This is a genomic window from Mesorhizobium sp. M0074 (genome assembly GCF_040322975.1).
Lineage (GTDB): Bacteria > Pseudomonadota > Alphaproteobacteria > Rhizobiales > Rhizobiaceae > Mesorhizobium.
The window spans coordinates 358,075-374,577 of the sequence record NZ_JAMYUM010000001.1; the positions used below are offsets into that span (position 1 = coordinate 358,075).

Sequence of the window (16,503 nt, forward strand, 5' to 3'; positions counted from 1 at the left end):
ACAACAATGTTCGTGGTTTCGCTGAACTACAAGGTGCCGCTGACCGAGATCGACTGCCTGCAGCAAGCGCATGTCGAGTGGCTGAAGGCCTGCTATGCGCAAGGTATCTTTGTCGCCTCCGGGCCAAAGCGGCCAAGGACCGGCGGCATCATCATCGCGCGCGGTCCACGCGAGGAACTCGATGCCAGACTGGCGGACGATCCCTTCGCCAAGGCAGGTGCCGCCGATTACGAAATCACCGAATTCACGGCGAGAATGGCCGCCGCCGCACTGGAAGCCTACAAAGAAGCATGAGTTTCCGCACACCGACCCACACACCCTATGACGGCTCGTCGAAACTGTTCACCATCGGGCTGAAGCCGCTCAATCTCGATAGCTGGATCGAGGTCGACGAATATCTGCTGCCCTATCTTGCCGAGAAACGCCGGCTTTACGCGGAAATTCCCGACAAGGTTTTTGTCGAGGAGCAAGCAACGCGCGACGCCCAGCGCGAAGTGCTCGATCTGCTCGGTGCGCATCTGGCGGCGAACTTTCCTGAGACCCACAGGCGTACCGACAATGCGATCGAGGCGATCGGCGGCACCGACGATCTCGAAGGCTCGGGCACCGCAGCTTCTTTCAGCGATGCGCCGCTTGTCGCGGCCTCGCTGCTTGTGCAGGAGGATTTGATCCTGATGCGCCGCGACGACAGCGGCTGGCGTCTGGCGGCCGGCTCGCTCTGCTTCCCCTCGTCATGGTCGCTGATCGAAAAATTCGGCAAGCCGCTGCAGCAGATCCACGCGCCGGTACCGGGTTTCGGCCCGGGCACACGCCCGGCCGATCTCATCAACCGCATGTTCGACGGCCTCCAGGGCCAAGCCGTCGAGCGCTACAACTGGTCGATCCAGGCGGGCGACGCGCTCTACCATCCGCTCTCCAACCTCGAACGTATCGACCGCGCCAGCAGTCGCCCGTCGAGATTCCCGGACGGCGACATCGACGCCCATGTCTTTATCCGGGTCGAGCGGCAGACGCTGAGAAAGCTCCCCGTTTCGGGCGACGTACTCTTCACCATCCGCATCCATCTCGACCCGCTCGCCGTGCTGGAACGCCACCCCGACCGCGCGGCGCTCGCGGCGTCCTTGGCCGAACAACTTCTGGCGCTGGACGAGGCACAACTCGACTACAAGGGGATGACCGCCGACCGTGACCGGCTGGTCGCGTGGCTCAGGGCGCTGGCGCTGTCCTAGAGCAGTTCATCGTCTCACGGAAACGCCGAACCGCTCTATCTCTTTGTTTCTGCGCAATCCCGGACGGAAAACCGTTTCACACCTTTCCTGGAATTGCCCTAAATCGCAGCCAGGCCCAGCAGCAGGATCGCGGACATCGCGGTAAAGACGGTGACGTTGACGTCCCACCGCCAGCCCGCCGGTCCAAACGGCGGCCGGAACGGCAGATAGCCGTTCTCGTCATACAGCACGCCGCCATAGATCGGCCGCGAGAGCATGGCCGCGAAGAATGCTCCATACATAGCCGCGGCCAATCCCCCGGCGAGATAGAGCCGCTCGGCTTCGAGTTGTCCCTTGATCCAGATAAGTCCGAGCGCAATCAGCGCCACTCCGGTGTAGCTCAGCACCTGCCAGACGACATGAAACCGGGCGTGTGGGGTCCACAACGGATTGGTTGCATGTGTGGCGTTCAAGTCGGCTTTGATCGTCGCTACACCGTAACCCACAGTCGCGACGCTTAGCAGAATTCGAGCAAGCAGATGACTGTCATAAGCGAGTTCCATCGCATTTTCCTCCCCTCACGCCGGAACGACTTGAATGGCACCCTGGGCACAGAAGAGCTGCCCATCGGCCAGCCGCGCATAATTATGGACGATCCCCTGCCATCCTTTCGGTGCGACGGACTCCCGGCCCACCGATTGTCCACGTGCCCGGACAGGCAATGCGCCCGCTTCTGGCCGGCTTCCCGCTCGACGATGAAAGGCTCGACGGTTTCAAACAGGGTTTGGCGGAGGCGAATTTGTCGATCGACGATGTCCCGATCCTCGAGACGATCCCAGGCGAGCCATCTGCCGGAGCAGTGGTGTTCGACAGGGCGCCTGAAGCAACCGCGATCCTGACCATGTCGGATTGGCAGGCGATCACAATACTGGACGAGGCGGTTCGCCGCGGCATCGGCGTGCCGGGCCACGTATCGGTCGTTGGCTTCGATGGGACTGCTGAATCCGCACGCACCACGCCTCCGATGACCACTGTGGCGCAAGACGTGATCGGAAAAGGCAGGCTTGCCGCCCGAATGGTTATTGACAATGAAGCCCCCCCGCCAGGTCGTTCTGCCGGTAGAACTGGTGGTTCGAGCCTCCACAGCCGCGCCGAGGGCAAAAATCCGCTGAAACGCGCGGATGCGCCATCCGCATCTGGGGCGGCGCTGGCAGCGTCTTTTCGCTGAGCAGCGTCTGGCACTGAACGGGGCACAACTTGACTATAAGGGCCTGACAGCCGACCGTGACTGTCGGCGGAAGACAACTGTAACTTGTGGCTTGGGGGAACAATGATCCAGCATCTTGGCAGGCCGGTCACGTTCATGGCCGCGATCCTGGTACTGTCGATAGCAGCTGAGGCGGAGCCGAGGCCTGCGCCGACGATCTGCTGGACCTGCCGGTCTCCGAGGCACGTGACCTCTTCAAGCCTGAATTCGCAAGACTGGTCGAGCCGTAGCCGGGATGGCGCGGTGTAACGCCGGCCGTCCGCTTTTCGCTTTATTGTGACAATGATCTATGGTTTGTCGCGCCGCGGCCAAGCCGCTGTTCCGAAGCGTTTTTTGAGGGAGTAATCGATAAATGGCGAATGAAAACTGGCCCGTTTACGGTGAGATCACCGGCCCTGTCGTGATGATCGGCTTCGGCTCGATCGGACGGGGAACGCTGCCGCTGATCGAGCGCCATTTCAAATTCGACAAGTCGCGCATGACGGTCATCGACCCGCGCGACGCCGACCGCAAATTGCTTGACGAGCGCGGCATCACTTTCATGCAGGATGCAGTGACCAAAAAGAACTACAAGAAGCTGCTGACACCGCTTTTGACCAATGGCGGCGGCCAGGGCTTTTGCGTCAACCTGTCGGTCGACACTTCCTCGCTCGAGTTGATGAAGCTCTGCCGCAAGCTTGGTGTCCTCTATATCGACACGGTGGTCGAGCCCTGGCTCGGCTTTTATTTCGACGAAAAGGCCGACAACGCCTCACGCACCAACTATGCGCTGCGCGAGACCGTACGTACTGAAATCGCGAAGAGCCCGGGCGGCACCACGGCGATCTCGTGCTGCGGCGCCAATCCGGGCATGGTCTCGTGGTTCGTCAAGCAGGCACTGGTCAATCTCGCCACAGATCTTGGCTTCGACTTCTCGGAACCCGCGCAGCACGATCGCGAAGGCTGGGCCAGGCTGATGAAGAAGGCCGGCGTCAAGGGCATCCATATCGCCGAGCGCGACACCCAGCGCACCAAGAAGCCCAAGCCGATGAACGTGTTCTGGAACACCTGGTCGGTCGAAGGCTTCATTTCGGAAGGGCTGCAGCCGGCCGAGCTCGGCTGGGGCACGCATGAGGCGTGGATGCCGAAGAACGCCAAAAGCCACAAGAACGGTTCGAAGGCCGCTATCTATCTGGAGCAGCCCGGCGCCAATACACGCGTGCGCACATGGTGTCCGACGCCCGGCCCGCAATACGGTTTCCTGGTGACACACAACGAAGCGATCTCGATCGCCGATTTTTTCACCTTGCGCGGCAAGAAGGGCAAGGTGCAATACCGGCCGACCTGCCATTACGCCTATCATCCCTGCAACGACGCAGTGCTGTCGCTGCACGAGATGTTCGGTGTCGCCGGCAAGGCTCAGCCCGTGCATCACGTGCTCGACGAAAATGAACTGGTCGATGGCGTCGACGAACTCGGCGTGCTGCTCTACGGCCACGCCAAGAACGCCTACTGGTACGGCTCGCAGCTATCGCTGGCCGAGGCGCGCAAGCTGGCGCCCTATCAGAATGCTACGGGCATGCAGGTCACGTCGGCGGTGCTGGCCGGCATGGTCTGGGCGCTGGAAAATCCCGAGGCCGGCATCGTCGAAGCCGACGAGATGGATTACAAGCGCTGCCTCGACGTGCAGAACCCATATCTCGGGCCGGTCAGGAGCTATTATACCGACTGGACACCGCTCGACAATCGGCCTGGTCTGTTTCCCGAGGATCTCGACACCAAAGACCCGTGGCAATTCCGCAACATCCTCGTTCGATAGCAGCGTTGCCTCGACACTCCGCCAGCTTGCAATCGCCCGGAAATCGGGCGATTGAAGAGGGGCGGCCTAGAGCGACGTGCGTCCATTTGGACGCACAAAGTACGCTCTAGCACTTTGAATGTGCGCATCGTGCTTTCCGAAAATCGGATCGATTTTGGGCCGATGCGAGAGGAGAGGATCTTGAAGATGACGATTGCGCAAAGACTGCTTTCGGCTGGCATTGCCGCGGCCGCTACGGTCGCGTTGGCGGCCTGCACGACAACCGGCCCAGGCGAGCCGCCGGTGATCACCGCCAAAGGGGTTGAAGGCTCCTGGATCGACGCGCAGGGCACGGGCTTGTCCACCTTCAAGGGCGGCAGCTTCGCGACCGTCGCAACCGACACCGGCCAGAAGCTTGCCGATGGCAGCTACACCATGACCGGCGGCACCTCGGTCGAGATCCATGGCACTTCGCTGATCCGCCAGACGCCAATCAGCTTCAACTGCTTGATGGTCTCCACCAGCCAGCTCAATTGCACCAGCGCGAGCGGACAGAATTTTGTGCTGACCAGGCGCACCTGAAATCCGATTCCGAATTTACTTTGCACAAGGGCGGCGGCTTCAAGCCGCCGTCTTCTTGCGCCGGCAAAGCTGATGCCGATTTCAGCTTGCATCGACTGAAACGCGATGTGAACATGGCCTGAGAGGGCTGTTACATCCCAGTCAAACAAGAGCGTTAACGCCACTGGTCAAGTCACCCGGGAGACGAGAATGAAGAAGATTGCTGCCATCGCCGCGCTGTCGGCATCGGCGCTTGGCCTGTCGGCTGGGGTATCCTTTGCCGACTACACGCTCAACATCCTGCACATCAACGACTGGCACAGCCGCATCGAGAGCAACAACAAGTACGAATCGACCTGCTCGGCCGAGGAGGAGACCAAGGGCGAATGCGTCGGCGGTGCCGCCCGCCTGGTCACCGCGATTGCGCAGGAGCGCAAGAAGCTGGAGGGCCAGAACGTGCTGCTGCTCAGCGCCGGCGACAATTTCCAGGGCTCGCTCTTCTACACGACCTACAAGGGCAAGACCGAGGGCGAATTCCTCAACCAGATGAAATTCGACGCCGAGGCGCTTGGCAACCATGAGTTCGACGATGGCGAGTCGGCGCTGGTGCCGTTCCTCGACATGATCAAGTTTCCGGTGCTCGGCGCCAATGTGAAGGCCAATGCGCAATCCAAGCTCGGCGACCGCGTCAAGCCGTCGATCGTGGTCGAGGTCGGCGGCCAGAAGATCGGCATTGTCGGCGCGGTCACCAACGACACGCCGGAGCTTGCCTCGCCTGGCCCGAACATCGCCATTGAAGATGACGTCAAGTCGATCACCGCCGAGGTCGAGAAACTGAAGCGAGAGGGCGTCAACAAGATCATCGCGGTCACCCATATCGGCTACAAGCGCGAGCGCGACGTGATCGCCAATATCCCGGGCATCGACGTGGTGGTCGGCGGCCACAGCCATTCGCTGCTGTCCAACACCGACCCCAAGGCGGAAGGCCCATATCCGACGATGGTCGACAATCCGGACGGTTACAAAGTGCCTGTCGTGCAGGCGGCGTCCTATTCGAAATATCTCGGCGAGTTCAAGGTCGTGTTCGACGACAACGGCGTCGTCAAGGAGGCAAGCGGCGATCCCATCCATCTCGACAAATCGATCACGCCCGACCCCGCCGTGCTTGCTCGCATCAAGGAACTCGGCGCGCCGATCGAGGCCTTGAAGAACAAGGAAGTCGCCGAGACCACCAAGGCGATCGACGGCAGTCGCGAAAACTGCCGCGCCCGCGAATGCGAGATGGGCAATCTGGTCTCCGACGCCGTCCTCGACCGGGTCAAGGGCCAAGGTGTCGAGATCGTCATCTCGAATGGCGGCGGCTTGCGCGCCTCCATCGACCAGGGCACCGTCACCATGGGCGAGGTTCTCACCGTCCTGCCGTTTCAGAACACGCTGGCGACCTTCCAGATCTCCGGCAAGGATTTGGTTGCCGGCCTCGAAAGCGGCCTCAGCCAGGTCGAGGACGGCGCCGGGCGCTTCCCGCAGGTTGCCGGCCTGAAATATGCGTTCGACAAATCGGCGCCGCCTAACGGACGCGTCAAATCGGTCGAGGTCATGGAAGGCGGCGCCTGGACGCCGATTAAGCCGGACAAGGATTACCTGGTCGCCACCAACAACTATGTCCGCCAGGGCGGCGACGGCTACAAGGTGTTCGCCGAGAAGGCCAAGAACGCTTATGATTACGGCCCGGGGCTGGAACAGGTCGTCGCCGACTACCTAGGCGCGCACCGGCCCTATACGCCGAAGCTCGACGGCCGCATCACCGAGATCGCCGCGACCGTGGCCCCGGCCGCAGAACCTGCCAACCCTGCCGAACCGCCAAAGCCTGCTGAGGCTGCGCCGGCAAAGCCTGCTGAGCCGGCAATGCCCGAAATGCCGGCCGGCTCTGGCGACATTTCCAAAACACCACCGGCCGTCCCGGCTGAAACAGCGCCGGCACCCGCACCCGCCGAGCCGGCCCAGCCGGCGGCACCTGCGGCTCCGGCCACACCGGCTCCGGCGACCCCTGCTCCGGCTGAGCCGGCACCGGCCGAAAGCAGCCATGTAATCGTCGCCGGCGATACCTATTGGGATCTCGCGGTGAAGGCTTATGGCGACGGCACCAAATGGAAAATAATCTCCGATGCCAACAAAGCCTACGAGCCACGCCGCCTTCCGGTCGGCGCAACCTTGACGATCCCGGCGGCCTCGAAGTAATCCAGCCGCAGGAACGCAATGCACCCGCCCGGCAGACCGGGCGGGTGTTGCATTTCTGGGATAAGGTGCGGCCAGACGCAGCATTTGAAAACCGGCGCGGCATCGCTACTTTCGCCGCGGCACCGTTGGTTCGCGGTGTTGGAGAACCTCATGACGCTTGCCAACCCTGCTGAAATCAAAGCCGAGAAGACTGCCGCCTCGCCGTCGGCAGGGCGCCCTCTGGTCAGGACCGGCAAGGTCGGCGTCATGCTGATCAATCTCGGCACCCCGGACGGCACCGGCTTCAAGCCGATGTGGCGCTACCTCCGGGAGTTCCTGTCCGATCCGCGCGTCATCGAGCTCAACAAGGCGATCTGGTATCCGATCCTCTACGGCGTGGTCCTCACCACCCGGCCGAAGAAATCAGGGGCCAATTATGCCAGGATATGGAACCGGGAGCGCAACGAGTCGCCGCTGCGAACCTACACCCGCGCCCAGGCCGAGAAGCTCGGGCTCGCGTTCGGCGAGCTACCCAATGTCGTCGTCGACTGGGCGATGCGCTACGGCAACCCTTCGACCGAGAGCGTGGCCGAGAGACTGGTCGAGCAAGGCTGCGACCGCATCCTGTCTTTCCCGCTCTATCCGCAATATTCGGCGACGACGACTGCGACTGCCAACGACCAGCTGTTTCGCGCGCTGATGAAGATGCGCCGCGCCCCGGCCATTCGCAGCGTGCCACCCTATTACAACGAGCCGGCCTATATCGAGGCGCTCGCCCGTTCGATCGAAAAGCATCTGGCGAGCCTCGACTTCGAACCGGAAATTGTCATCGCTTCCTATCACGGCATTCCGAAACCCTATTCCGACAAGGGCGACCCCTACCAGGCCCATTGCCTCGAGACGACCCGACTGCTGCGCGAAAAGCTCGGCTGGGATGAAAACAAGCTGATTACCACCTTCCAGTCGCGCTTCGGCGCGCAGGAGTGGCTGCAGCCCTACACCGACAAGACGGTCGAAAGACTAGGGCGCGAAGGCGTGAAATCGGTCGCCATCGTCAATCCAGGATTTTCCGTCGACTGCATCGAGACGCTGGACGAGATCGGCAGGGAAGCGTCCGAGACCTTCCATCATGCCGGCGGCGAAAAGTTCGCACACATCCCTTGCCTCAACGACAGTGCCGAGGGCATGGCGGTGATCGAGGCGATGGTGCGGCGCGAGCTGTCCGGCTGGGCCTGAACAGATCACCCGTCTATGCACCCGCAATCCGTGATCACCTGATTGTAACATTGCTGAAACACACTTAAGTGTTTGGTGGAATCGGTCGCGTGGAATATCCAACATGGCCGGCCTTTGAGGGGAGAGCCAAATGGGTTTCAGTGGTTTTGATATCGCGCTTCTTGTTCTTGTCGCCCTTGTCGTGCTGGTGCTTATCAAGGGCATCCGAACAATTCCGCAAGGCTATAATTATACAGTCGAACGTTTTGGCCGTTACACCAAGACATTGAACCCAGGCCTCAACCTGATCGTGCCTTTCGTCGACCGTGTCGGCGCCAAGATGAACATGATGGAGCAGGTGCTCGACGTTCCGACGCAGGAGATCATCACCCGCGACAATGCCACCGTTGCCGTTGATGGCATCGCCTTCTATCAGGTGCTCAACGCGGCGCAGGCCGCCTACCAGGTCTCCGGCCTGCAGAATGCGATTCTCAATCTCACGATGACCAACATCCGCACCGTGATGGGCTCGATGGACCTCGACGAACTTTTGTCGAACCGCGACGCCATCAACGAGCGCCTGCTGCGCGTCGTTGACGAGGCGGCGCACCCCTGGGGCATCAAGATCACTCGTGTCGAGATCAAGGACATCAACCCGCCGGCCAATCTCGTCGAATCGATGGGCCGACAGATGATGGCCGAGCGCAATAAGCGCGCGCAGATCCTCGCCGCCGAAGGCCTCAAGCAATCGCAGATCCTGGAGGCCGAAGGCCGCAAGGAAGCCGCCTTCCGCGATGCCGAGGCGCGCGAGCGCTCGGCCGAGGCTGAAGCACGCGCCACGCAGGTGGTGTCGGAGGCGATTTCCAAAGGCGACGTGCAGGCGCTCAACTACTTCGTCGCGCTGAAATACACCGAAGCGCTGACCAAGATCGGCTCAGCGACAAATAGCAAACTCGTGCTGATGCCGATGGAGGCCTCATCGCTGATCGGCACGCTCGGCGGTATTGGCGAAATCGCCAAGGAAGTTTTCCGAAGCGAAGGCACCGCCGGTGCCGCACGACAGGCCGCCCGCCCGCCGGTCGTTCGTCCGAGCGAAACCTGAGGCCACAGCCATGCTCGACCGCATTGTTTCTGAACTCGGCCCGTGGAGCTGGATGGTCCTCGGCTTCGTCCTGCTGGTAATGGAGGTCATCGCGCCGGGCATTTTCATGCTGTGGATCGGCATTGCCGCGCTGTTGATCGGCGTCGTCTCACTGCTCGTCTGGGATGCCGGTTTCTGGACCTGGCAAGTCCAGGTCCTCGCCTTCCTCGCGCTGTCGCTGGTCTCGGCCTATGTCGGCAAGCGGCTGGTGGGCGGGCGCCATGATGAAACCGACCAGCCCCTGCTCAACCGTCGCGGCGCACAGATGGTCGGCCGGACGGCGACCCTTGCCGAGCCGATCAAGGACGGGCGCGGCCGCATAAAGCTGGGCGACACGTTGTGGCGCGTCTCCGGCCCTGACCTGCCGGCCGGCACGCAAGTGCGCGTGACGGGCGCCGCTGATACCGACCTGGAACTGACGGTCGAGGCGGTCTAGAAGCCCGCTAGGCAGCACCGATGCGCAGCAGGTCGTGCAGATGGACGAGCCCGATCGGCCGCCTGCCTTCGACCACCATCAGGCTGGTGATAGCCGAGTCGTTGATCGTCTGCAGCGCCGTCGCAACAAGCGTGTCGGGCGCGGCCATTTTCGGCTCTTTGGTCATCACCTGATCGACGCTCATTGCCAGGAGATCGCTGCCGATATGGCGCCTGATGTCGCCATCGGTGATGATGCCGATCAGCTTGCCGTCCGCGGCAGTCACGGCCACGCAGCCAAACCCCTTGCGCGACAATTCGAGGATTGCCTCGCGCATGCCGGTACCTGACGACACCAGCGGCAGCCTGTCGCCGACATGCATGATCTCGCGGATCTGCGTCAGGTTGGCTCCGAGCTGGCCGCCGGGATGGAACGTGCGGAAATGGTCCGGGGTGAAGCCGCGTGCCTCGAGGAGCGCGATGGCCAGCGCATCGCCCATCACCATTTGCAATAGTGTCGAGGTCGTCGGCGCAAGCCCGTGCGGGCAGGCTTCCGGTGCTCGCGGCAGCAGAAGCACAACGTCGGCCGCGCGCGCCAGAGCCGATTTTTCACCCGCGGTGACCGCGACCAGCGGGATCGAGAAGCGCCTCGAATAGGCGATGATGCCCTTGAGCTCAAGGCTTTCGCCCGACCACGAAAGCGCGATTATGGCGTCGTTTCTGGCGATCATGCCAAGGTCGCCGTGATTGGCTTCGGCAGGGTGGACGAAGAAGGCCGGCGTGCCGGTCGAGGCGAGCGTTGCGGCGATCTTCGAGCCGATATGGCCGCTTTTGCCGACCCCGGTGACGATGACGCGGCCATCGATCTGCGACACCATGCCGACGGCTCGTGCGAACGGCTCGGCCAGCCCGTTTTCGAGAGCGTCTGCCAGTGCCGCGACGCCGGCCTGCTCCGTCGCCACGGTTCTCAGCGCCGAGGCAATCGCGGCCTGCCCGTCATGCCGCTTCCTGTCTGGGGATTTCACGTCCATGGACGATGCGATTAGCGCTTCGGCGCGCGCCTGTCCAACGGAATTGCCGTCCCGAACCTCCTGACGGGCCATGCCTCAACGCTCCGTTAACCATCCCCATTTACGGTTTCGTAAGTATGGCGCGCGTGCGCCGCGCAAGCAGTGGTGCCGATGTCCGGGTTTCAGCCTCAAAACAAAATGGGACGAAAGGGCAAGGCGGTTTGCGCTTTGCTGCTGGCAACCAGTGTCTTTGCGTTGTCGCGGCCGGCACTGCTTTGCGCCCAGGAAACCGAGCTGCGCGGCGAGGTTTCGGAATCGACAATCCTGGACGACCAGCAGTACAAGATCAGGCAATCGAGCATAGCCGGAACCCAAGCCGCACAGGCTGCTGCAACCGCCAACGACAATACGCCGCTGCCTACCTATCGCCCGGCCAGCCAAGGGGCGTTGCCTGACGACGGCACGGGCGAGGCGGCCAAAACCGGCGGCACTTTCGATCAACCAGCGGCCATCGGCGATCCATTTCCCGACAACCCTGCTCCGCCCCCCCGACGGCGGCCAAGCGCGACGCAACGCGCCGCCAATGCGGCCAACGCCGAAGACGAGACCGCTGACAGCCAGAAGCGCAAGAGAACCGCGACTGCAGCCGCGGCGGCGACCGACGACACCGATACCGCCGCCATAGACGAGCAGGATACGGTCAACCGCCGTGCCGTCACCATCGATTCCGCCGAGAGGCTCAAGCTCGACCCTGGCGCCGAGCGCACCGAAGCCATCGAAGGCCAGGACAACAAGAACGAGGACGACCCGTTCGCCGCCACCGGCATCAAGCTCGGCTCCTTCGTGATCCGGCCGACGCTCGAGCAAGGCCTGACGTCTTCGACAAACGCCGATTCGAGCAGCCTCGGCAAGCCGGCCTTGCTGTCGGAAACGACGCTGCGCTTCAACGCCGTCTCCGACTGGCGGGAGAATTCGGCGACGGTTGAGGGCTATGGCATCTTCCGCGAAACCTTGTCCGGCTATGACATTCACGAGGCGCAAGGCCGCGTCGACGGCACACTCAACATCGATCTCGACAATGATCTGCGCGCCATCGCCAAGCTGGGCTATGAGGCCTTGCCCGAATCGGCCTCGGCGCCGGACGCGGTCGTCGGCGCCGTTGGCCAGCCGGTGCGCCAGACCGTGAACGGCAGTCTCGCCGTCGAGAAGGATGCCGGCAAAATGCGCTTCGCGCTGACTGGCGCGGTCGAGCACGACATCTTTGGCGACGCCAAGCTTTCGTCGGGCGGATCGCTGTCGCAGAAGGGCCGCGACTCGACGCTCTACACGGCCATTTTGCGTACCGGTTACGAGATCTCGCCTGCCATCACCCCGTTCACCGAAATCGAGATCGGCCGGCGCGCTTATGATTTGCGCGTCGATCCAAACGGCTTCCAGCGCTCCTCGACCAGGCTTGGCGCACGGGCCGGCGTCGAGCTTGATCTCCGCGAGAAGCTTAGCGGCGAGTTCTCGGTCGGCTGGCTGCGCGAAGCTATCGACGACGATGCCCTGCCGGCTATTTCGGGCGCGACGGTCAATGCCGATCTCAAATGGTCGCCGGAACGCGGCACCACGATCGGGCTCACCGCACAGACGACCGCCGAGAACACGACGAATGCGGGCGAAAGCGGCGACATGCTCTATTCCGGCAGCCTCACCGGCGAGCGGCAGATCCGCGCCAACCTGACCGGAAATGCCGCTCTCGGCCTTGAATGGCGCGACTATACCGGCTCCGACGATCATGATTTGACGCTGAGCGCCGAGGCTGGGCTGACGTGGTGGCTGAACCGCTACACCGGGCTCACCACCCGCGCCAGGACTGAAAAACTGACCAGCAACCTGGTTGGGCGCGACTACACGGCCAACAGTATCTTCGTCGGCTTGAAGTTGCAGCGCTAAATGCATGTCGCGCAAAAGTGTGCAGCGGTTTTGCGATAACGACTTGCGTAAAACAAGAACCTAAAGCGCGTCGCATGAGGCCGGTCGAACGCGGCGCGCTTTAGCCGATCAGCGCGGCAACCGGTGTTGAAACTACAAGGCTACGCCGCGGCGTTCTGACGGCGCGAGTTCGTCGAGAAGCGTGCGAATGACACCGGCCATGCTGGCATTCATGTCTCTGCGCCACAGTGCGAAGGCAACGTTGGCCTCGACGAAGCCTTCGGGCGAGCCGCAGTCGAACGTCCGCCCGCGGTAGTGGTAGCCGTAGAAGGACTGTTGCTTCTGCAGCTTCAGCATTGCATCGGTGAGCTGGATCTCGTTGCCGGCGCCTTTTTCCTGACCTTCGAGTATCTTGAATATCTCCGGCTGCAGGATATAGCGCCCGTTGATGTAGAGGTTCGACGGCGCCGTGCCGGTCTTCGGCTTTTCCACCATGCCGGTGATGCGGAAACCGTGATGCGCGTCCTCGCCGCGGCCGACAATGCCGTATTTGTGCGCCTCGGCCGGATCGCATTCCTGCACGGCGACGATGTTGTTGCCGGTCTCGGCGTAAAGCTCGACCATGTCCTTCATGCAGCTTTTTTCCGACTGCATGATCATGTCGGGCAACAGCAGCGCAAAGGGCTCGTCGCCGACGAGCTCGCGCGCGCACCAGACGGCGTGACCAAGGCCGAGCGGTACCTGCTGGCGGGTGAAGCTGGTCTGCCCCGGCGCCGGCTGCAGCCGCTGCAGGCGGGCGAGCTGGTCGTCCTTGCCGCGCTGCGCAAGCGTGTCGTAGAGCTCGAACTGGACATCGAAGTGATCCTCGATGACCGCCTTGTTGCGGCCGGTCACAAAGATGAAATGCTCGATCCCGGCTTCGCGCGCCTCATCGACCACATACTGGATGACCGGCCTGTCGACGACAGTCAGCATTTCCTTGGGAATGGCCTTGGTGGCGGGGAGAAAGCGCGTGCCGAGACCGGCAACCGGGAACACTGCCTTGCGAACTCTCTTCATGTGCCAATTATCCATTTGCATGACTGTTCGGCAATCCCGATTCGAGACATTTTCATGCCGAAATCGAGGATTACTGAACGGCGGGTCAGAAATCTCAGCTGGTAAAGCATTGACGCATCTTTTCACCCCGGACGACACCTATGGTAAACCAAATGCTAACCGGGTTCGGCGATGAATAGTCTTCCTGAGATGAAGAAGGAGGAAAAGATGTCCGTTCGCAACGCCGCAAGGCGCTTCACCAGCGTCCTGACGGCCGCCAGCCTCTCGCTTGCCTTGCTCATGCCCAGCGGGTCGGCTTTTGCCGATGCCGGCTTCCGCCAATGGGTCGCCAGCTTCCGTGCTACCGCCGTGGCGAGCGGCGTTTCCGGCTCCGTCTACGACCAGGCATTCAAGGGCATCAACGATGCTGACCCGGTGGTGCTGGAAAAGGCCCGTACTCAACCCGAATTCACCGCACCCGCTTGGGATTATTTCGACAACCGCGTCCATGACCAGTCGGTCGCCGTCGGCCAGCAGATGGCAAGGAAATGGAAGCCTTGGCTGGACAGGATCGAGGCAAGATACGGCGTCGACCGCTACATCCTGCTGGCCATCTGGTCTATGGAATCTAACTACGGCGAAACCCTCAAGCGCGATGATATCATGCGCAATGTGGTGCGCTCGCTGGCGACGCTTGGTTATGCCGACCCGAAGCGAGCGAAATTTGCCCGCACCCAACTGATCGCGGCGCTGAAGATCCTGCAGACCGGCGACATCGACGAAAGCCATCTCAGCGGCTCATGGGCCGGCGCGATGGGCCATACCCAGTTCATCCCCACCAGCTACCAGTCCTATGCGGTCGATATGGACGGCAACGGCAAGCGCGACATCTGGAATTCGATTCCCGACGCACTGGCGACAGCCGCCAATTTGCTGAGGAAGAACGGCTGGCAGGCAGGCAAGACCTGGGGTTATGAGGTCAGCCTTCCGGACGGCAAGAAGCTGCCCGGAGGCTCGAAGTCGCTGTCGCAATGGCAGGCGTTGGGGGTCAGCCGTGCCAACGGCAGGCCGTTCAAGAACGGTGCGGACAAGGCGACGTTGAAGCTGCCCGGCGGCCGCGGCGGGCCGGCTTTCCTGATGATCAAGAATTTCTCGGTCATCAAGCGCTACAACAATGCCGACAAATATGCGCTCGCCGTGGGCCTTCTTGCCGACGAAATTGCCGGCTATGGCGGGCTTGTGCAGGACTGGAAACGACCGTTTACCAAGCTCTCCTTCGAGGAAAGGCAGGAGCTTCAGAAGCGACTTTCCGAGCACGGCTATTACGACGGCAAGTTCGACGGCAAGATCGGTGACGGATCGAAAACCGCCATCATGGCCTTCCAGGCAAAGGCTGGCTTGACCCAGGACGGGTATCCGAGCAAGGAAGTGCTCAAATGGCTCAGGCAGAACTAGAGCCGGTTGCGGGATGGAGAGGGTGATTGGTTTCGGCTGCGCGCATCCGGTTAATCGTTCGTCGCGTGCCGATCCTCGTTCTGGCGATCGCCGTTCTGGCAGTCGGCTCCGCCAGTGCCTTTCATACCGCGGCCATGGCGCAGGAGCCGGAAAGTCGTGGCTGGTCGCTGCGCGACCTGTTGTTTCCGCGCAGAAGCGAGCGGTTTGAGCAGCCGCCGCCCGAATTCCAGAGAGAATTCCAGAGAACAAAGCCCAGGCCCAAGCTGAGAAAGCCCCGGTCAGTTCGCCGGCCGCCGCCGGCCGAGCCGACAACCCCGGTGGCCGAGAAGGCGCCGGATGCACGCGTCGTTCTGGTGGTCGGCGATTTCATGGCGTCTGGGCTGGCTGAGGGGCTCGACGCCGCCTTTGCCGAGAACACCGGCGTCAGGATCGTCGTCCGTGCCAACGGATCGTCCGGCTTCGTGCGTGACGATGTCTACAACTGGCCAGACCAGGTCAAGTCGCTGATCGCCGCCGAAAAACCGGCAGCCGTCGTCGTCATGCTCGGATCCAACGACCGGCAGCAGATGCGCGTCGGCGATGTGCGCGAGCAGCCGCGATCCGAAAACTGGACCAAGGAATACGAGCGCCGGACCGAAGCGTTCGGCAAGGCCATCGCAGCAACCAAGGTGCCGTATCTGTGGGTTGGCATGCCGGCCTTCCGGGTCTCGAAAATGACCTCCGACATGCTGGCCTTCAACGACATCTTCCGCTCGTCCGCCGAAAGCCACGGCGGCGAATTCGTCGACGTCTGGGACGGGTTCGTCGACGAGAACGGCGCCTTCATCACCAGCGGACCGGACATCAACGGCCAATCGGTGCGCCTGCGCTCCGACGACGGCATCAACATGTCGAAGGCCGGCAAGCGCAAGCTCGCCTTCTATACCGAAAAGCCGCTGATGAAGATCCTTGGGCTGGCCGCGCCGGGAAGCGTGGTCCCGGCTTCTGCCCCGGCCGGCGCTCCCGTCGAGGCGCCGTCACCTGCTGCCGCACCGATAGCTGTCGATCGCACCGTGCCGATGCTGCTCAGCGATCCGGCGCTGGACGGCGGCTCGGAACTTCTCGGCGCCGCCCCGCCGGCAAAAGCGGACAAGCATTTGCCGGGCGAAAGGCTGGTAATCGAGGGCAAGGCGCCCGACGCCTCACCGGGCCGTGCCGACGATTTCTCGTGGCCACCCAAGACACAGCCTGCGACGGCGGCCGCATCCGATACGACGACGGCGATCCGCCAGTAAACAGAACCT

At 62.3% G+C, this 16,503-nt stretch carries 15 protein-coding genes; 12 read left to right on the plus strand and 3 right to left on the minus strand.

The window, feature by feature from the left end:
• Positions 1-6: 6 nt before the first annotated feature.
• Together NKJ73_RS01780 and NKJ73_RS01785 are read left to right on the plus strand one after the other, a co-directional pair.
• Positions 7-294, plus strand: a complete 288-nt coding sequence (locus NKJ73_RS01780) for a YciI family protein (RefSeq protein WP_352454072.1) — start codon at positions 7-9, stop codon at positions 292-294.
• Positions 291-1,229 carry a heme-dependent oxidative N-demethylase family protein gene (locus tag NKJ73_RS01785; RefSeq protein WP_352568133.1) on the plus strand — a complete coding sequence of 313 codons (939 nt, stop codon included), beginning with the start codon at positions 291-293 and terminating at the stop codon, positions 1,227-1,229. The genes NKJ73_RS01780 and NKJ73_RS01785 overlap by 4 nt, the downstream gene beginning before the upstream one ends.
• Positions 1,230-1,327: 98 nt before the next feature.
• Here NKJ73_RS01785 and NKJ73_RS01790 read toward each other — a convergent pair whose 3' ends face one another.
• Positions 1,328-1,771 carry a DUF6640 family protein gene (locus tag NKJ73_RS01790; RefSeq protein ID WP_352568134.1) on the minus strand — a complete coding sequence of 148 codons (444 nt, stop codon included), beginning with the start codon at positions 1,769-1,771 and terminating at the stop codon, positions 1,328-1,330.
• Positions 1,772-1,929: 158 nt separating this feature from the next.
• Here NKJ73_RS01790 and NKJ73_RS01795 point away from each other — a divergent pair, with 158 nt between their 5' ends.
• The 7 genes from NKJ73_RS01795 (at position 1,930) to NKJ73_RS01825 (ending at position 9,822) form a co-directional block, all read left to right on the plus strand.
• A complete protein-coding gene (locus NKJ73_RS01795) occupies positions 1,930-2,436 on the plus strand; it encodes a substrate-binding domain-containing protein (protein ID WP_352568135.1) in 507 nt (168 codons plus the stop codon).
• A gap of 391 nt (positions 2,437-2,827) precedes the next feature.
• On the plus strand, positions 2,828-4,273 hold the full coding sequence (locus tag NKJ73_RS01800) for a homospermidine synthase (protein ID WP_352568136.1): 1,446 nt from the start codon (positions 2,828-2,830) through the stop codon (positions 4,271-4,273).
• A gap of 186 nt (positions 4,274-4,459) precedes the next feature.
• Positions 4,460-4,834: an outer membrane lipoprotein Omp10 gene (gene omp10 / locus NKJ73_RS01805; RefSeq protein ID WP_023720183.1), complete on the plus strand. Its 375-nt coding sequence runs from the start codon at positions 4,460-4,462 to the stop codon at positions 4,832-4,834.
• 189 nt (positions 4,835-5,023) lie between these two features.
• A complete protein-coding gene (locus NKJ73_RS01810) occupies positions 5,024-7,051 on the plus strand; it encodes a 5'-nucleotidase C-terminal domain-containing protein (RefSeq protein WP_352568137.1) in 2,028 nt (675 codons plus the stop codon).
• 150 nt (positions 7,052-7,201) lie between these two features.
• Positions 7,202-8,266, plus strand: coding sequence for a ferrochelatase (gene hemH, locus NKJ73_RS01815; protein ID WP_352568139.1), 1,065 nt, complete (start codon positions 7,202-7,204; stop codon positions 8,264-8,266).
• A 130-nt stretch (positions 8,267-8,396) separates the two neighbouring features.
• Entirely contained in the window at positions 8,397-9,347 is a 951-nt protein-coding gene (locus tag NKJ73_RS01820; RefSeq protein ID WP_352568140.1) for an SPFH domain-containing protein, read from the plus strand.
• A 10-nt stretch (positions 9,348-9,357) separates the two neighbouring features.
• Entirely contained in the window at positions 9,358-9,822 is a 465-nt protein-coding gene (locus tag NKJ73_RS01825) for an NfeD family protein (RefSeq protein ID WP_352568141.1), read from the plus strand.
• Positions 9,823-9,829: 7 nt separating this feature from the next.
• On the opposite strand, the gene NKJ73_RS01830 is transcribed toward NKJ73_RS01825, so the two are convergent.
• Positions 9,830-10,831: a KpsF/GutQ family sugar-phosphate isomerase gene (locus NKJ73_RS01830; protein ID WP_352568315.1), complete on the minus strand. Its 1,002-nt coding sequence runs from the start codon at positions 10,829-10,831 to the stop codon at positions 9,830-9,832.
• Between the two features lie 150 nt (positions 10,832-10,981).
• On the opposite strand from NKJ73_RS01830, the gene NKJ73_RS01835 reads away from it, so the two are divergent.
• Positions 10,982-12,748, plus strand: coding sequence for an outer membrane beta-barrel protein (locus NKJ73_RS01835; protein WP_352568142.1), 1,767 nt, complete (start codon positions 10,982-10,984; stop codon positions 12,746-12,748).
• Between the two features lie 132 nt (positions 12,749-12,880).
• Here the strand turns inward: NKJ73_RS01835 and galU are convergent, their stop codons facing one another.
• Positions 12,881-13,786, minus strand: a complete 906-nt coding sequence (gene galU / locus NKJ73_RS01840) for a UTP--glucose-1-phosphate uridylyltransferase GalU (RefSeq protein WP_023675387.1) — start codon at positions 13,784-13,786, stop codon at positions 12,881-12,883.
• Between the two features lie 207 nt (positions 13,787-13,993).
• Between galU and NKJ73_RS01845 the strand changes: the two genes are divergently transcribed.
• The gene (locus tag NKJ73_RS01845) at positions 13,994-15,220 is read left to right on the plus strand and encodes a lytic murein transglycosylase (protein ID WP_352568143.1); all 1,227 of its coding nucleotides are present in this window, start codon (positions 13,994-13,996) and stop codon (positions 15,218-15,220) included.
• A gap of 26 nt (positions 15,221-15,246) precedes the next feature.
• The gene (locus NKJ73_RS01850) at positions 15,247-16,494 is read left to right on the plus strand and encodes an SGNH/GDSL hydrolase family protein (RefSeq protein ID WP_352568145.1); all 1,248 of its coding nucleotides are present in this window, start codon (positions 15,247-15,249) and stop codon (positions 16,492-16,494) included.
• The last annotated feature ends 9 nt before the right edge of the window (positions 16,495-16,503 follow it).